Raw genomic sequence first — 15,647 nt, 5'->3', positions numbered from 1 at the left:
TGTATGTTAAATGCTATTACTGTTTGGCAGCACTCAGTTTGGCTGAACCCTTGCCCGAAGTTTTAACAGTAACGCTTTTCTTTCCCGCCTTTACAGCAGTACTTGAGGCGCTGCTATTTGAGAAGCCGGCATTTAGCTTTTTAGGACCCACTGCCGCATTACCTGTGCTGTTCAGGTTACCGGAAGAGGTCACACTTACATTTTTGCTAACAGTATTTACGCCATTACCGGCGGCAACGGCAGTTTTACCTGCTGTTGTGGTTGCGCCTGCCCTTAAAGCGGCAGCATTGCTGCTTACTTTTTCGGTAGTGCTGGCAGCAGCCCCTTCGGTTGTGATTAATGCTTTTTCGCCTGTTGCTGTTACTCCTGCTGCATTCACAGTACCGGCAGCTGAGGTATTGCTGCTAACACCGACCTGTGCAGCTGTTGTACCTGCGGTAGCATTTACGGTTGAGGCAACGTTGCTGTTAACATTAGCAGCTTCATTTGCGGCAACGCCTGCTACGGCCTGGTTGGTGGTAGCCTGGGTTTGTGCGGCTGTCCGCGCTGCTACATTTTGAGCCTGTGTTGCAGCCTGGTTGGTTACGGTTGAGGTTGTGTTAACCGCTTTTTGCGCTATAGATGCAGCATTCACAGTTGGTGTAGCTACCCGCGTAGCTATTTTCGTTGCGGTAGTTGCTCCAAGATTAACCTGGGCCGAACCAACTTTAAAAGCAAATAATGCAGCGGTCAACAAAACGGGTTTAATTAAATTTTTCATGATTAGTTTTTTAGTTCATTAATAGGAGAGGGATGCTAAGCGCAGACCCTCATCTGTTCTCCCTACTTAAATCAAAGCAAGTGCCATTGCACAGTAAATGACATTTTAATGACCTATCACCTCAAAAAGTGTGAAATTGTGTATAATAATATACACATATGTTCATTTTGTCCGTCAGCAAAGGAGCAAAAAAAACGCCCCTTGCTTTTGGCAAGAGACGTCTTTTTATCTGGTTTATTAAGCCATTACATCTTCGGCATCCGGCGCATCATGTTGGCCATGGCTGCGGGGTTGCTCATTTGCTTCATCACCTTTTTCATATCATCAAACTGCTTCATGAGGCGGTTAACTTCCTGTAAATCGGTGCCCGAACCTTTGGCGATACGGTTACGGCGGCTTTGATTGATGGTTTCAGGATTGGCTTTTTCAAACGGGGTCATAGATTGGATAATGGCTTCTATCGCTTTAAACGCATTATCATCAACCTCAACATCCTTCATCATTTTGCCTACGCCGGGAATCATGCCCATCAGATCTTTCATGTTACCCATTTTTTTGATCTGCTGGATCTGGCCGTAAAAGTCGTTAAAGTCGAACTTATTTTTGCGGATCTTCTTTTGTAGTTCGGCCGCTTCTTTCTCGTCAAACTGCTGCTGGGCGCGTTCAACCAATGATACCACATCGCCCATGCCCAGGATCCTTGATGCCATACGATCAGGGTGGAAAACGTCAAGCGCTTCCATCTTCTCGCCGGTACCAATAAATTTGATAGGCTTATTAACAACCGATTTGATTGATAATGCCGCACCACCACGGGTATCGCCATCCAGCTTGGTTAATACCACGCCGGTAAAGTCAAGGCGGTCGTTGAACACTTTAGCAGTATTTACAGCATCCTGGCCGGTCATGGAGTCAACCACAAACAATATCTCATGTGGCTTTACGGCATCTTTTACCTGCTCAATCTCCACCATCATCGCTTCGTCAATAGCTAAACGGCCGGCGGTGTCAATGATCACCACGTTATTCCCGTTTTGCTTAGCCTGTGCTATCCCTTCGCGGGCAATAGCTACCGGGTCTTTCGAGTCGCGGTTGGCATAAACAGGAATACCTATCTGCTGGCCCAAAACCTCCAGCTGATCGATAGCCGCAGGGCGGTAAATATCATCAGCAACCAGTAATGGTTTTTTGTTGCGTTGTGTTTTTAAGTAATTGGCAAGCTTACCGGTAAAGGTTGTTTTACCCGCACCGTTCAAACCGGCAATCAGGATGATGGTTGGTGTAGCCGGAAAACTCAGATCGGCTGTGGTACCGCCCATCAGTTCGGTAAGCTCATCGTTCATGAGCTTGGTAAGCAACTGGCCCGGCGAAATAGATGTTAATACATTATTACCAAGCGCTTTTTGCCTAACATCATCAGTAAATGCTTTGGCTGTTTTATAGTTAACGTCGGCATCAAGAAGGGCCTTGCGGATCTCCTTCATGGTTTCGGCCACGTTTATTTCAGTAATAGTTCCCTGACCCTTCAGGACCTTGAACGCCCTGTCGAGTTTATCCGAAAGATTTTCAAACATTATGATAAAAAACTTTAATCTTTTTTATAAGGATACAAAGGTATGATTTTGAACTATATTAAATAATTACTTAGCAGATTAACCTGGGAAATTGCTTTTAAAAACAAAATAATGCAGGAGGCGCCTACCGAGCCCGGGATATTTTTGTGCAGTTTGTAGAAAAATGGAGCACATGTATTGGCTCCCACGGAGCCTCCTTTTTAAAGCAATTTCTCTGGCAGATTAACTTGTATTCCATTCTAAGTTTATATAAAAAAAACAGGCCTCATATTTATGAAGCCTGCCAATGTTATAATATTTTTTAAATCTATTACGGGAACCGGTATAACATTCCCAACCCGATCCCCTCATAACCCTGCGCACTGTCGGATGTATGTTTATCATACAACAGCGTTCCGTTAACTGTTGCACTGATAAGCCTGTTAACCTTGGCAGTAAGCACTAAGTCCACACGGTGAGTGATAAATTTTGGCGATTGGGCGTATGGAATGAATAACGCGTAACGTGTATTTAGGTGGATGTTTTTTGCGATATCCTTATCAAACAGGGCAACAACCTGGAACGCCAGATCGTTTTTTACAGTATGGCCAACTGGTACACCATAATTATCCTGTTGTTTTTGATGGATTATAGTATCCAAAACAAAGGTTTGTCGGGCTGTACCGGTACCTAAACGTAAATCAAAATAACTGGTTGGCTTGTACTCAAAACCGACGGATTCGGTTAAATAGCCCGGCGACATGAAATTGGAGATATATTGCTGCGTAAATGTTCCGTTTCCGTTATCAATATAATTAAAGCCCTTATCAAATTGCGACTCAAAGGTTAAAGCACCGAAAAAATACCAGTGTGTTGAAATCTGCGAGGCTAATTTATTATCAAAGTAAATCCGGTCCTGCGTTTTGCGTTTGCCCTGCCCTTTGTTTTTTGATACGCCGTAGGTAAGGTTAAGCTCGGATACATAACTGAACGGGGCCTTGTTGTATTCGGTATGGTAAATAAAGTTTGAGCCTAATGCTACCGCACTTACGCCACCCGCTGCATAATTACTGCTAAATGCCGACTGGCTAAAGTTCAGGCCAAAGGTGATTATCTTTTTCCAGTAATTTACTTTATAATCAAGCATGGTTACGGGCACCATTTCGCGCTGGATCTGTATGGGGCGAACACGGGTGGGGATGGCGTTTTTGCGGGAATTTATCCGGTATTTATTAAGTACCGCAGTGTCTATTTTAACACTATCTTTTTTCAGGGTATCGGTTTGTGCTTTGACTGATAAAACACACGTGACTGATAATGCGAGTATTAGTAATCCCGGTTTTGTTTTTAACATAGTAAACAAATTAAAGCAAAAATCTCCTTTTTTACCTACAATAAACAAAAATGTTGCTCTTGGGTTTAGTCTCGTTAACGGCTTTCGGACAAAAATATTGGAATTTTTGGATATTAAAATGAATCTTGTATTAAGGTTTATCTGCCTTATTCGCGGCCAAGATCTTTCTTGCTGTCATCGGGCGTAACAAGCGGAGTAAGGGAATACGGCCGTTTTTTATATTTCAAAAAACGGTTGAGGTTGGTTTTAATGGAGGCAATAAATTCATAGTCGCTTGCCGTTTTCACCAAATAGTAGCCCGGACGGTACCGTAACATAAAATCGGTAAGCTGCTGATCCTTTAAGTTGGTTATTGCACCAATATAGGTACGGTTAAAACGATAATCAATAACGTTTTGCTGGTAATCTTTTTCAATAGTTTCGCGCAGGCGGGCGGCATTGCGGCCGCTGCGGCTCAAGGAATTGTAAAGCGCATCAATGCTTAAACCTGCTCCTCCCGGCCCAAAGCTCAGCAGGTCCTTGTTATTAAGCGGCCCGAAGATCCTGGTATAATCGTTTTTAGTTGCTGCCAGCCGTTTTTGCGGGTTAAGCAGGGTATCACGCACAATAACTTCCTTAAGCTGGATAGCCATGCGTTTCATATATATGGCCAGCGATTCCGCATTTTGAACCTTTAAAGTATCGGGATGATGGTCTGATTTTGTAAAAACGAGCACATCGCCGGGCTGGGCCTCTATTTTAAATTCGCCTTTAAAGGTATTGTAAATGGATTTGCCGGTGGTGATATTCTGAACGTTTACTTTGGCTATGCGGTCTTTGCTGTCTTTATCAAACACAACCCCATCAACAGTTTTTTGCTGGGCAAAAACCTTTGCTGCGGGCAGGGCAAAACATATCAGAAGGATCCACAATTTCATTGAGGAGCCAAAAATACGTGTTGCGCGGCGGGTGATCATACAATTTAACAACAATTAACCTTTCGAGGACAGAGCCAAGATATCAGGAGTCAAGATACAAGACCAATTCGAAGATAGTTGATCTCTTTCTATCTTGATTCTTGGCTCTTGCTGTCTTACCTCTGATTCTACTTAACAACTACAAGCTTCTGGCCAATTTTTATGCCGTTGTCGCTCATGCTGTTCAACGCTTTAAGGTCGTCGACAGTTATTCCAAAACGTTTGGATATGTTGTATAGTGTATCGCCCTGTTTTACGGTGTAGATCTTATCGTCGGGCGGGGTTTTGGAAAGGGTGTCCTGAACGGGTTTGCCAATGCTATCATTGATCTGTGATAACACACGGTCTTCCCGTTTAATTTTGGCAATCTCGCCTTCGGGGCGGTCATACTGATCAAGGTTATATTTTACAATGATATTGATCAGCAGCTGCGGATATTTAGGGTTTGTGGCATAGCCTGCCTTTTTCAATCCATAGGCCCAGCCTTCGTAATCATTTTTATCCAGTTCAAAAAGTTTAGCGTAATTTTTACGTTTTAAAAACGCCGAGTGGTCACGGAAGGAATCTTCCGGGTTATCATAAACGCGAAAGCAATCGTTCACGTTATCATCATCCTTATAATAACTTTTGCCGGTCCAGTCGCTGGTACATTTTATGCCGAAGTGGTTGTTGGCGTATTTGGCCAGGTCACTATTGCCCGCACCCGATTCAAATAAGCCCTGCGCCAGGGTGATACTGGCCGGGATGCCATACTGGTTCATTTCCTGGATAGCTATGGCCTTAAAACGGTCAATATACTCTAATGAATTGTATGAGCGGTAATTGGCAATAGCATCCTTATTTGCCTTTTGGATATTGCTGTTATTGCGTTTGGCATCGCGGTTTGATACTGTAGTGGTTTTTTTACGGGCAGAGCATGAACTGAAGCATACTACAGCAATGAACAAGTATATAATTTTTCGCATCAGGCTTAAATCTTATTATGAGGCATATAAATAGGGGCCAAATTAAGATTTATAAATTTAATTATTGTTGCTGAGCATCTGCTAACTGCGTTTGGGTTGCAGGGTTTTCATCCAGATCATTCAGGTTATACTTGTTAATAATGCCCAAAACCTGTGAAGCCCATTTACGGCTGCTGGCATAACCGGCATGCTGAATGCCCTTTGCCCAGCCTTTGTAATCATAGTGGGTAAGCGCATCGGCCAGGTGGCTAAACTGTTTGCGTTCGGTCATGATGCGGGCAAAATCCTGGAATGAATCAAAAACCGAATCGTAACGTTTGTATGAGCTTCGAACTTTTTTGTTGTGTTTAATAAAAACTACACTGCCTCCGCCTTTTACTCCAAACTGGTTATTAAGGTTTTGTGCTATGGTGCTGTTGCCGCAGCCCGATTCGTGCATGGCTACACCTAAAACGATGCTTGCCGGAATCCCGGTTTCGTGCATGATCTTAATGGCATCATCTTTGAATTTTTCAATGTAAGATTGTGAGGTATTTTTCTGTGCTGAAGCAGCTAATGTTGAAATCAACAGTGTTGTAATCAGTAAGATTTTCTTCATAATTTATTTTTTTCTGATAACCAGCAGCCCGTCGCGTACCGGCAGGATCAATTTTTCTATCCTGCTATCAACAGCTATCTGGTCATTTAGTTTGCGGATTCCTTCAGTATCGGCATCTTTTTCGGCGCCGTACACCTTTCCTTTCCACAAAACGTTATCAATTATTATTAATCCTCCGGATCTGACTTTGTCAAAAACTAATTCAAAGTAAGTATAATTATTCTTTTTATCGGCATCTATAAACACCAAATCAAAAACATCTTCCTGTAAATCAGCAATAATGTCCTCTGCCGGCCCAAAATGCAGCTTTATTTTATTTTCAACATTTGTTAGTTTAAGGTGTGAAGTGATGATCTCCTCCATTTCGCGGTTAACTTCAATGGTGTGGAGGATGCCGCCTTCGGCCAAACCTTCGGCCAGGCAAATAGCCGAGTAGCCTGTGTAGGTACCTATCTCCAGGATGCGCTTAGGCTGCACCATTTTGCTCAAAAAACTAAGCAAACGGCCCTGGTAATGTCCCGATAGCATGTTAGGTTTTAACACCTTGATATGCGTTTCGCGGTTGAGCTTTTGCAGCACTTCCGGCTCCGGGTCGCAATGGTCATCTAAGTAAGCCAGTAAGGCATTAGGGAGAATATCCATGGCGGCAAAGATAAACAAAAATTTGAACCTTGATTTTTAGGATTTTAGGATGGCCTTGATAGAGGGTTGAACCATGGCGCGCTTGATCAGAGAATTTCCTGATGTTGGGCTTGGAATTTAAAAATGATGTTATACTTTTAACTTCATTTAAACCTTAGCATGAAACATAAAGAACTAACCGAGAAGATAATTGGTTGCGCTATGCGTGTGCATAATACCTGGGTAATGGCTTCCAGGAACTAATTTATCAGCGCGCATTAGCTTTGGAATTAGCAAAAGCTGATTTGAAATTTGCCCAGGAACTCGAGATGATCATCTATTATGATGGGGTTGACATAGGAAAACGTCGAGTAGATTTTTTTGTTGAAGGATCGATCATGGTAGAAATAAAAGCCATCATATTACTTGACGATGTACACTTAGCACAAGCCATGAATTATCTTGAAGCCTATAAAATGGAAATAGGCCTGCTAATAAACTTCGGATCAAAAAGCTTACAATTTAAACGTGTCCACAACAACAATCTCTTAATTTGAAGCAGATATCACGCAATCCTCTAATCAGGAAAATCAAGGTTCAACCCTCTATCAAGGCAATCCTCTAATCAAGCGCATCATGGTTCAAATCTTTCTTTCCATCCAGCTCTGCAACAATATCACTGCCGATATCGTATCCACCAACTCCTTATTTTGCCGGTGTTTCTTGTTCATGCCACTTTGAGCGATAGTTGCCGATGCCATTTTTGAGGTAAAACGCTCATCAACCATTTCAATAGGCACTTCCGGAAATGTTTTCTTTAACAGGTTTACAAAGCCTTTTACGTGAATAGCCGATTGCGAGGGGGTATTGTCCATCTGCTTTGGTTCGCCTACAATGAAGCGCTCCACCTGTTCAGTTTGCAGGTATTTTTTTAAAAACTCGATGATATTATTGGGGTGGATATTATCAAGCCCGGTAGCGATGATCTGCAAAGGGTCGGTAACTGCTATGCCGATACGCTTGGTGCCATAATCAAATGCCATTATTCTCATTTGGTAAAGATATGAGATGTGAGATATGAGATACGAGATTTTTTGATTGGTTGGCCTTTTCTTTACTTTCAACATATAACCATACTGTAAAGTATTCGCTTTCCCGATTTATCCTGTCTCAAATCTCACATCTCATATCTCACATCTAAAATCTAATTACTATTTTGCACCAAATGCAGTTTAAAGAAATAGTAGGACAGGCAGCAACCAAGCAACGATTGCTTAACACGGTGACTGAGAACCGGGTAAGCCATGCGCAATTATTTTTAGGCCCCGAGGGTTCGGGCAGCCTCGCGCTTGCTGTTGCCTACGCCCAGTACCTATCCTGCGAAGATAAACAGCCTGATGATTCATGCGGCGTATGTTCTTCCTGCCGGAAATACCAGAAACTGATGCATCCGGACTTGCATTTTTCCTACCCTTTCTTTGCAAAACATAAGGATGATACGGCCCTTACTTTTATTGAGCAATGGCGCGGGGCTTTAACTACCAATCCATATTTAAGCCTGGATATCTGGCGCGGATACCTCGATGCCGAAAACAAACAGGCCAACATCAATATCGCCGAATGCCACCAGATCATCAAGAAATTAAGCTTTAAGCCGTTTGAATCGGAATATAAGATCCTGATCCTTTGGTTGCCCGAATACCTGGATAAAGAGGGGAATGCACTGTTAAAAATTATTGAAGAACCCCAGCCCAATACGCTCTTCTTATTAGTAGCCCAAAACCAGGATCAGATCCTGAATACCATATTATCGCGTACGCAACTGGTGAAAATACCGATGCTTGAGTACGATGAAATTAAAGAACATTTAATAAATACCCATCACCAAACAGAAGAGGCGGCTGCCGAAATTGCTTATTTAAGCAACGGCAACATGACCGAGGCGCTGGCTATGCTGCAGCAGGATAACAAAAGCTACCATGAGCTGTTTGTACAATGGCTACGGTATTGCTTTGGCAATAAGGGCATTGAGGTAATGGCCTTTGTGGAGCAGTTTGCCAAAATGGGGCGCGAAAACCAAAAAAACTTTTTGCGTTACGGTACCAGCTTTATCCGCGAATGCTGTTTACTGATTGCGGGGGCGGGTAGCCTGGTACATTTACCGGCAAAGGAACTGGATACGGCTCAAAAAATGAGCGGCGTGCTAAGTATTGGCAAATCGCAAATGATTATTGAAGAGCTTGAAAAAGCGCATTATCATGTGGAGCGAAACGCTAATCCTAAAATCTTATTTTTAGATGTATCTTTACAAATTATTAAAATACTAATTAATAAAAATGTCCCTGCGGGGAATCAATATATGCCAAGTTAATTATGGGATGTGGAAGTTGCTCAACAGGTGGCGGATGTTCGCCTGCGGGCTGCAAAAGTAACGGCAGTTGCCTTACTAATGGTTGCAGCAAATTAGATGTTTACGATTGGCTGTCGCACATGGACATGCCTACTAACTATAAGCCTTTCCAGGTTATTGAAGTTAAGTTTAAAGGCTCGCGCAAGGAGTTTTATTTAAACAACGATAATATTTACCTCGAAGCCGGCGAACTGGTTGCCGTTGAAGCTACCACAGGTGGCTATGATATCGGCCATGTTTCGCTTACCGGCGAACTGGTGCGGATGCAAATGGTAAAACGCCATGTAAAGGAAGCCGATGTAGTTAAAAAGATCTACCGTAAAGCAACCATTGCCGATGTAGACAAGTGGAAAGCTGCAAAGGATATGGAATGGGAAACCATGCACAAATCGCGCAAGCTGGCACTTGATCTTAACCTGAGCATGAAGCTGAGCGACGTGGATTACCAGGGCGATAAAACCAAGGCCACCTTTTATTATACGGCCGAAGGCCGCGTTGATTTCAGGGAACTGATCAAGAAAATGGCCGAAACCTTCCGCATCCGTATTGAGATGAGGCAGATAGGCATGAGGCAGGAAGCAAGCCGTTTAGGCGGGATAGGCTCATGCGGTCGTGAGCTGTGCTGTTCAACCTGGCTTACCGATTTTAAAACCGTATCTACTTCGGCCGCCCGTTATCAAAACCTTTCGCTAAATACATTGAAACTTGCCGGCCAGTGCGGTAAGCTGAAATGCTGCCTTAACTATGAGCTGGATACTTACATGGATGCCTTAAAATACATCCCTGATAATGTAAACGTGCTTAAAACCCAAAAAGGGGATGCCCGCCTGCAAAAAACCGATATCTTTAAAAAACTGATGTGGTTTAGCTACCCCGGCGAAGAATCATGGGTTCCGTTGCCTATAAAAAAGGTTAAAGAGATCCAGCAGCAAAATAAAGATGGCGTGATCCCTGAAGACCTTGGCGAAATTGTTGAAGTTGAAACACCTGTAGCAAAAGCACTCGATTACGAAAACGTAGTTGGCCAGGACAGCCTTACCCGCCTCGACGAGCGCCGCAATAACAATAAAAAGAAGAACAAAAACCGCAATAAAAACCAAAAACCCGGAGGCCAGGTACAAGCCGAAGGCAAACCTGCCAATCAGCAGCCTCAGCAGGGATTTGGTAATCCGCAGGAAAAACCGGCCCAGCAGCCGCGTCCTGAAGGAAGCCGTCAGCCACAAAATAACAGGCCACAGGGTAACAGGCCTCCGCAGCAAAACAAACCCCAGGGAGAGGGCAGACCACCGGGTGAAGCCAAACCTCAAAGAGAACCAAGGCCACAGGGTGAACAAAGGCCGCAAGGCGAGGGAAAACCACAGGGTGAAGGAAGCGGTAATAACAACAGGCGCCGCAGGCCAAACCGCCCAAACCGGAATAATAATAACAACAATAATCAACAGGCAAAACCTGAATGAAACGGGCTTTAAATATCATTTACCCGGCAGCATTGTTTTTGGTAACCATGCTTGCCGGGTCCTGTACCGATCCTAACAGCATCATTGATACCAACACCGAAATTGCCGACCATAACTGGTCGTACGTTAACCGCGTAAACTTTGATGTTAAAGTTGATGATGAAAAGGCAGCCTACAACCAATACCTCAATTTACGGGTAACCGGCAATTATAAATACTCCAATATTTTCGTGCTGGTTTACCAGATTACCCCCGATAAAAAAACACATACTACGCGTTTTGAAGTAAAGCTGGCCAACCCGGATGGTGAATGGCTGGGCAAAGGATCGGGTAATTTATACAGTTACCAGGTACTGCTGCGTAAAAATTATCACTTCCCGGCAAAAGGTGTTTACCGTTTTCAAATTGAACAAAACATGCGTGATAACCCCCTGCATGAGATCAGCGACGTAGGTTTACGGGTAGAGAAGGCACAGTAATTTATACTAAGGGATATCATAAGTTACTGTAACCGAGCCGTGTGTAACCACTTCCCTGTCGGTATCCTGTACCACTATTTTATCATTATCGTAAATTCTGTAGGTTACGGTATTGGATACGTCTGATGTGACAAGCAGGGTTACCTGGTCGTTTTGATTCAATGTAGCTGTATAGCTATATGATGATCCTTTTTCAACAGCTTTCGCATCAACAATTTTGGGGCTGCTATCCGTCGTTTTATATTCGGATAATGAAACATTAAACGCATCGGCGCCCGATACCGTAACTTTTATAGTATGGGGTTGCGGTGGCTGTTCCGTGCTCTTTTTTGAGCACGAGGCTAACAGTATGCTTATTAGTATTCCGTAAATCAGCTGCTTCATAATTGGTTTTATTTGTGAATATCCTTAATTTATGCCAGCGAACAAAATCCTAATCATAAAACTGAACCACATCATTCACGTTAAACCATAAATATCATCAATGAAAAAATTCATCATCCTTACCTTTATAGCAGCTTCAATAGCTTTTACTTCATGTCACAGCAGCGATAAAAATACCACCCGTCAAAACGATACAAGCGCAGCTAAAGGCAACCCTGCCGATTCAACCAAAACGATGACACTCCGCGATAGCGTGTCAACATCTAATTCGTCGGATAGCACTACGCTTGGCGCTGATACCGATTCGGCTGTGCATCCGGTGCATTAACACTTGCCGATTGGATTATATTTTTTTGTTATTGTATAATTAAACCTATAATCTGTTATTCAGTCTACATTTGCGAACATCGATTTTTGTAGCCTTTAACATTTATATCTACATTAAATGAAATACCTAAACCTATTTTTACTTATCATAAAATTTCCCTTATTATTATCGGCGCAACCCAATAATACTATTGCAACACCTCGGGTTGACGAGCGGGTAGAATTGTTGGGCATTGTGTTTCGTTTAGCTGGTAATGAAGAGTACAATACAACCGACAACGTTAAATACGTAGCAGATATCCACCGCCATTTTGATAAATTTATTGATCATCCGCTCATTAAATATGCCCGTGAACTAAGGGACAGTATCGGCATTAGTTACGATGCCGTGATGTCAATGACAGTTCACCTTAAAGAACCACCTGTTTTAGATCCGGTTGTCCCTTTTTCAGTCTCCCTGCCCGACAAAAGATGGAACCAGGAAAGCGCTACAAAATTTACAGCCCTGTTAAAGCAGTTTTATAAAGACGCAGACTTCGCTGCATTTTTCCAGGCTCACTTATCCGATTATAGTGTCGCTGAAAGCCGCTTTAATATTCTGTTTAAAAAACTGGATGTAAACTGGTACTATAAATTTTACGGTAAAGCCCCGGCCGAAAATTTCAATATCATAATAGGGCTTGGAAATGGCGGCGGAAATTACGGTCCGCACGTTAATTTAAACGATCAAACCAAAAAGGTATACGCCATTATTGGCTCTGGCACCTTTGATGAGCAAGGTGCACCTACTTATGATGGCGAATCTTATCTGCCCACGTTGATCCACGAATTTAACCATTCATTTATCAATTACCTTACAGATAAGTACGAACAACAACTAAGAGGAGCAGGTACGCTCATCTACGAAAAGGAAAGTACAAAAATGCGGAAACTGGCTTATGGCGATTGGAAAACCATGATGAACGAAGCTTTGGTAAGGGCATCGGTGATCAGTTACCTGAAAACTCATAATACTGATACATTGGTGGCCGAACAGGAGTTGAAGCAGCAATTGGCCAGAGGCTTTGCTTGGATGCGACCATTAGTTAATCTATTGGGCAAATATCAATTACAAAGAAAAAGCTATCCCACACTTGAAAGTTTTATGCCCGTTATTGTTGACTTTTACAATAAGTTAGTACCGCACATAGGTTTTTATGATGCCGACTATCGACAACATTGCGCCCGGGTTATCGCGGTGAGGCCTTTCAAAAACAATGATACCACGGTAAGTAATAAAACAACCGAGATCATATTTGATTTTGATAAAAAACTGGATGGTATAAGGTATTTTTTTGGGCCGGGAGCAAAGGGAAAAGACCATTATCCTAAACCTGTAAAATTTACTTTTACAAATGATAATAAAAGTATAATTATGCAGGTAGAACTGAAACCCAACACCGAATACCAGATAAATATTGCCGGTAGTATGATGCGGACAAGCGATGGTTATGGCGTACAAAACTATACTTTGAGTTTTAAAACAGGAGCTATTGTTCTTCCCTAACTCGTTTATTTTATTTGTTTAATTTATTAGTATTTGTTGTTTTTAATACTTTACTTTGCTAATATTTTTATCAAATAAATGACTGATATCATATTAGTAATTGTATCCCTGATCATCCTGCTGATAGCTGTTTTTTTATTTCTGAAAAAGCCAAAAGCGGTCGAGCTAATCTCTGCGGATGAGTTAAACAAACTCCGTTCTGAGCATGACCTGCTTAAAATTTCATTGGCCAAATCCGAAGAAAAAGCAAGTGGGTTAACCACTGAAAAAGAGAGTATTACTGCTTTTCTGAAGGAAGAAAAGAACCGCCTTATCGACGAACTTTTATACGAGCGTACCCAGCTGGCCCAGGCCAATCAATCCTTGGAAAGCGCCCGCGCTTATTATAAATCACAGCAGGAGAAACTGCAGGAACAAAAAGCAGAGATAGAGCAGGTCCGCACGCAATTTCAGCGCGAATTTGAAAATGTTGCCGAAAAACTGCTTAAAGAAAAATCAAAAGAATTTACTGACATCAACCGAAGCAATTTGGATGTTATCCTCACGCCACTAAAGGAAAACCTGAAGGCATTTGAGGATAAAGTAGAAAAGGTTTATAACATGGAAGCGGCCGAGCGGAACACCCTGAAAGGTGTGATCACCCAGCTGATGGACCTCAACAAACAGATCAGCGACGAGGCCCAAAACCTAACCAAAGCACTTAAGGGTGATAACAAAAAACAAGGCAATTGGGGCGAGGTAATTTTGGAGCGGGTATTAGAGCGTTCAGGCCTTGTTAAAGATCAGGAATACCGCATCCAGGCCGCGATGCAGGCTACCGACGGTACAAGATATCAACCTGACGTAATCATCGATCTGCCCGATGAAAAACACCTGATTATCGATTCCAAAGTTTCACTCATTGCTTATGAAAAACTGGTAAATGCCGATACCGAGGACGACCGAAAACTATTTGCCAAAACCCATGTCGAATCTATCCGCGGGCATGTTGCCGGTCTTTCTGCCAAAAAATATCATGATTTATATAAGATCAATTCGCCGGATTTTGTGTTGCTTTTTGTGCCGATAGAATCCTCTTTCAGTATAGCGGTACAGCTGGATGGCGAACTGTTTAATTATGCCTGGGACAGGAAAGTGGTGATCGTTAGTCCATCGACGTTACTGGCTACGCTGCGCACCATTGCCAGTATGTGGAAACAGGAACGCCAAAACCGTAACGTATTGGAAATAGCCCGTTTAAGCGGCGACATGTACGATAAATTTGTTGGCTTTTTAGGCGATATGGATAGTATCGGTAAAAACATTCACCAAACGCAATCGGCCTATAACAATGCTGTCAATAAACTATCAGAGGGTAGGGGCAACCTTACTACTACCGCCGAAAAAATTAAAAAATTAGGGGCCAAAGCAGATAAGCAGATAGATATTAAATATCTTAGCGAAGATTAAAACCAAATCTATATCACAATAAAATGAAAACAAATCTATTATTATCGGCTGTAATTATATGTCTCATTTCTTGCTCAAATAGCAAACTAAAAAATGATCTTGATAAAGACGATTTAAAAGGACCTATCTCTAAATTTACTGAAACTGAATTCTCCGCATCCGAAAAATTTGGCGAAGCCCACAAGGAGAAACAACAATATCTTATTTCTTCAAAATACAATAAGGATGGCAATATGACCAATCAAGAAGTGTTGTCCACTTTAGATAGTTCAGCAGCAGACCATACTATATATGAGATGCAATACAACGATAAAGGGCAGAAAATATCCATTAAAAATATAAAAAAATCGAAACCACATGGATTTTATAAATACACAGCCGATGGCTTGTTAAGCGAATACGACATTTTTGATGATAACGGTGCTTTATTCGGGAAAACAATCTTTACCTACACAGATAACCTTATTTCGAGCGAAACAACATATAACAAAACGGGCGAAATTGATAGAAAAATAGTATATAAACGAAATAATAAAGGATTAGTTGAAGAACTATCTGAGTATGATTCAAGCGGCACCATCAAGAATAAAACAACACAGACATACAATGCAGATAATTTGGTAGAAAAAGTTATCTCTGATTCAGATGGTTATAAATTCGTTAGCACTTTTAAATATTTCAATAAAGACGAAAAAGGGAACTTTTTGAAAATAGTAAGGTATGATAAAACGGACAAGCCGCTGGAGATCATAGAAAGAAAAATAGAATATTACTAAAAATAACTTACT

General features: G+C 42.1%; 17 protein-coding genes. 8 read left to right on the top strand and 9 right to left on the bottom strand.

The annotated features are described in order from the left end of the window. Nucleotides 1–16: 16 nt before the first annotated feature. From SNE26_RS23385 to SNE26_RS23355, 7 genes are all read right to left on the bottom strand, one after another. On the bottom strand, nucleotides 17–760 hold the full coding sequence (locus tag SNE26_RS23385) for a hypothetical protein (protein ID WP_321556280.1): 744 nt from the start codon (nucleotides 758–760) through the stop codon (nucleotides 17–19). A 245-nt stretch (nucleotides 761–1,005) separates the two neighbouring features. Beyond that, nucleotides 1,006–2,334 carry a signal recognition particle protein gene (ffh, locus tag SNE26_RS23380; protein ID WP_243484401.1) on the bottom strand — a complete coding sequence of 443 codons (1,329 nt, stop codon included), beginning with the start codon at nucleotides 2,332–2,334 and terminating at the stop codon, nucleotides 1,006–1,008. Between the two features lie 310 nt (nucleotides 2,335–2,644). Next, a complete protein-coding gene (locus SNE26_RS23375; RefSeq protein ID WP_321556279.1) occupies nucleotides 2,645–3,667 on the bottom strand; it encodes a DUF3078 domain-containing protein in 1,023 nt (340 codons plus the stop codon). A gap of 146 nt (nucleotides 3,668–3,813) precedes the next feature. Then, on the bottom strand, nucleotides 3,814–4,623 hold the full coding sequence (locus SNE26_RS23370) for a hypothetical protein (protein ID WP_321556278.1): 810 nt from the start codon (nucleotides 4,621–4,623) through the stop codon (nucleotides 3,814–3,816). 128 nt (nucleotides 4,624–4,751) lie between these two features. Next, complete coding sequence (locus tag SNE26_RS23365) at nucleotides 4,752–5,588, bottom strand: glucosaminidase domain-containing protein (RefSeq protein ID WP_321556277.1); 837 nt, start codon at nucleotides 5,586–5,588, stop codon at nucleotides 4,752–4,754. A 61-nt stretch (nucleotides 5,589–5,649) separates the two neighbouring features. After that, a complete protein-coding gene (locus SNE26_RS23360) occupies nucleotides 5,650–6,186 on the bottom strand; it encodes a glucosaminidase domain-containing protein (protein WP_321556276.1) in 537 nt (178 codons plus the stop codon). A gap of 3 nt (nucleotides 6,187–6,189) precedes the next feature. Further along, nucleotides 6,190–6,828, bottom strand: a complete 639-nt coding sequence (locus SNE26_RS23355; protein ID WP_321556275.1) for an O-methyltransferase — start codon at nucleotides 6,826–6,828, stop codon at nucleotides 6,190–6,192. 263 nt (nucleotides 6,829–7,091) lie between these two features. Between SNE26_RS23355 and SNE26_RS23350 the strand changes: the two genes are divergently transcribed. Next, the gene (locus SNE26_RS23350) at nucleotides 7,092–7,364 is read left to right on the top strand and encodes a GxxExxY protein (RefSeq protein WP_321556274.1); all 273 of its coding nucleotides are present in this window, start codon (nucleotides 7,092–7,094) and stop codon (nucleotides 7,362–7,364) included. An 84-nt stretch (nucleotides 7,365–7,448) separates the two neighbouring features. Here SNE26_RS23350 and ruvX read toward each other — a convergent pair whose 3' ends face one another. After that, the gene (ruvX, locus tag SNE26_RS23345; RefSeq protein WP_321556273.1) at nucleotides 7,449–7,859 is read right to left on the bottom strand and encodes a Holliday junction resolvase RuvX; all 411 of its coding nucleotides are present in this window, start codon (nucleotides 7,857–7,859) and stop codon (nucleotides 7,449–7,451) included. Between the two features lie 173 nt (nucleotides 7,860–8,032). Between ruvX and SNE26_RS23340 the strand changes: the two genes are divergently transcribed. From SNE26_RS23340 to SNE26_RS23330, 3 genes are read left to right on the top strand one after another with little or no spacing between them, the layout of a single operon-like run. Continuing rightward, nucleotides 8,033–9,178, top strand: coding sequence for a hypothetical protein (locus SNE26_RS23340; RefSeq protein WP_321556272.1), 1,146 nt, complete (start codon nucleotides 8,033–8,035; stop codon nucleotides 9,176–9,178). Nucleotides 9,179–9,180: 2 nt separating this feature from the next. Further along, entirely contained in the window at nucleotides 9,181–10,674 is a 1,494-nt protein-coding gene (gene ricT / locus SNE26_RS23335; RefSeq protein ID WP_321556271.1) for a regulatory iron-sulfur-containing complex subunit RicT, read from the top strand. Then, on the top strand, nucleotides 10,671–11,153 hold the full coding sequence (locus SNE26_RS23330) for a gliding motility lipoprotein GldH (RefSeq protein ID WP_321556270.1): 483 nt from the start codon (nucleotides 10,671–10,673) through the stop codon (nucleotides 11,151–11,153). The genes ricT and SNE26_RS23330 overlap by 4 nt, the downstream gene beginning before the upstream one ends. A 6-nt stretch (nucleotides 11,154–11,159) precedes the next feature. Here SNE26_RS23330 and SNE26_RS23325 read toward each other — a convergent pair whose 3' ends face one another. Then, a complete protein-coding gene (locus tag SNE26_RS23325; RefSeq protein WP_321556269.1) occupies nucleotides 11,160–11,537 on the bottom strand; it encodes a hypothetical protein in 378 nt (125 codons plus the stop codon). A gap of 100 nt (nucleotides 11,538–11,637) precedes the next feature. On the opposite strand from SNE26_RS23325, the gene SNE26_RS23320 reads away from it, so the two are divergent. The 4 genes from SNE26_RS23320 (at nucleotide 11,638) to SNE26_RS23305 (ending at nucleotide 15,635) form a co-directional block, all read left to right on the top strand. Next, on the top strand, nucleotides 11,638–11,865 hold the full coding sequence (locus SNE26_RS23320) for a hypothetical protein (protein ID WP_321556268.1): 228 nt from the start codon (nucleotides 11,638–11,640) through the stop codon (nucleotides 11,863–11,865). Between the two features lie 117 nt (nucleotides 11,866–11,982). Continuing rightward, nucleotides 11,983–13,410, top strand: a complete 1,428-nt coding sequence (locus tag SNE26_RS23315) for a DUF4932 domain-containing protein (RefSeq protein WP_321556267.1) — start codon at nucleotides 11,983–11,985, stop codon at nucleotides 13,408–13,410. A gap of 78 nt (nucleotides 13,411–13,488) precedes the next feature. Continuing rightward, a complete protein-coding gene (gene rmuC / locus SNE26_RS23310) occupies nucleotides 13,489–14,859 on the top strand; it encodes a DNA recombination protein RmuC (RefSeq protein ID WP_321556266.1) in 1,371 nt (456 codons plus the stop codon). Nucleotides 14,860–14,882: 23 nt separating this feature from the next. Beyond that, on the top strand, nucleotides 14,883–15,635 hold the full coding sequence (locus tag SNE26_RS23305; protein WP_321556265.1) for a hypothetical protein: 753 nt from the start codon (nucleotides 14,883–14,885) through the stop codon (nucleotides 15,633–15,635). Nucleotides 15,636–15,647: the final 12 nt, after the last annotated feature.

This window comes from Mucilaginibacter sp. cycad4 (assembly GCF_034263275.1).
Taxonomy (GTDB): Bacteria; Bacteroidota; Bacteroidia; order Sphingobacteriales; family Sphingobacteriaceae; genus Mucilaginibacter.
Note: the sequence above shows the minus strand (reverse complement) of the source record. Positions and strands in the feature narration are given on the sequence as shown.

Excerpts from the sequence above, each read along its gene's own strand:
- SNE26_RS23360 (WP_321556276.1), bottom strand. The coding sequence starts at position 6,186 with ATGAAGAAAATCTTACTGATTACAACACTGTTGATTTCAACATTAGCT.
- ffh (WP_243484401.1), bottom strand. The coding sequence starts at position 2,334 with ATGTTTGAAAATCTTTCGGATAAACTCGACAGGGCGTTCAAGGTCCTG.
- SNE26_RS23325 (WP_321556269.1), bottom strand. The coding sequence starts at position 11,537 with ATGAAGCAGCTGATTTACGGAATACTAATAAGCATACTGTTAGCCTCG.
- SNE26_RS23320 (WP_321556268.1), top strand. The coding sequence starts at position 11,638 with ATGAAAAAATTCATCATCCTTACCTTTATAGCAGCTTCAATAGCTTTT.
- SNE26_RS23385 (WP_321556280.1), bottom strand. The coding sequence starts at position 760 with ATGAAAAATTTAATTAAACCCGTTTTGTTGACCGCTGCATTATTTGCT.
- SNE26_RS23340 (WP_321556272.1), top strand. The coding sequence starts at position 8,033 with ATGCAGTTTAAAGAAATAGTAGGACAGGCAGCAACCAAGCAACGATTG.
- SNE26_RS23305 (WP_321556265.1), top strand. The coding sequence starts at position 14,883 with ATGAAAACAAATCTATTATTATCGGCTGTAATTATATGTCTCATTTCT.
- SNE26_RS23370 (WP_321556278.1), bottom strand. The coding sequence starts at position 4,623 with ATGATCACCCGCCGCGCAACACGTATTTTTGGCTCCTCAATGAAATTG.
- SNE26_RS23315 (WP_321556267.1), top strand. The coding sequence starts at position 11,983 with ATGAAATACCTAAACCTATTTTTACTTATCATAAAATTTCCCTTATTA.
- SNE26_RS23365 (WP_321556277.1), bottom strand. The coding sequence starts at position 5,588 with ATGCGAAAAATTATATACTTGTTCATTGCTGTAGTATGCTTCAGTTCA.
- SNE26_RS23375 (WP_321556279.1), bottom strand. The coding sequence starts at position 3,667 with ATGTTAAAAACAAAACCGGGATTACTAATACTCGCATTATCAGTCACG.
- ruvX (WP_321556273.1), bottom strand. The coding sequence starts at position 7,859 with ATGAGAATAATGGCATTTGATTATGGCACCAAGCGTATCGGCATAGCA.
- SNE26_RS23355 (WP_321556275.1), bottom strand. The coding sequence starts at position 6,828 with ATGGATATTCTCCCTAATGCCTTACTGGCTTACTTAGATGACCATTGC.
- rmuC (WP_321556266.1), top strand. The coding sequence starts at position 13,489 with ATGACTGATATCATATTAGTAATTGTATCCCTGATCATCCTGCTGATA.
- SNE26_RS23330 (WP_321556270.1), top strand. The coding sequence starts at position 10,671 with ATGAAACGGGCTTTAAATATCATTTACCCGGCAGCATTGTTTTTGGTA.
- ricT (WP_321556271.1), top strand. The coding sequence starts at position 9,181 with ATGGGATGTGGAAGTTGCTCAACAGGTGGCGGATGTTCGCCTGCGGGC.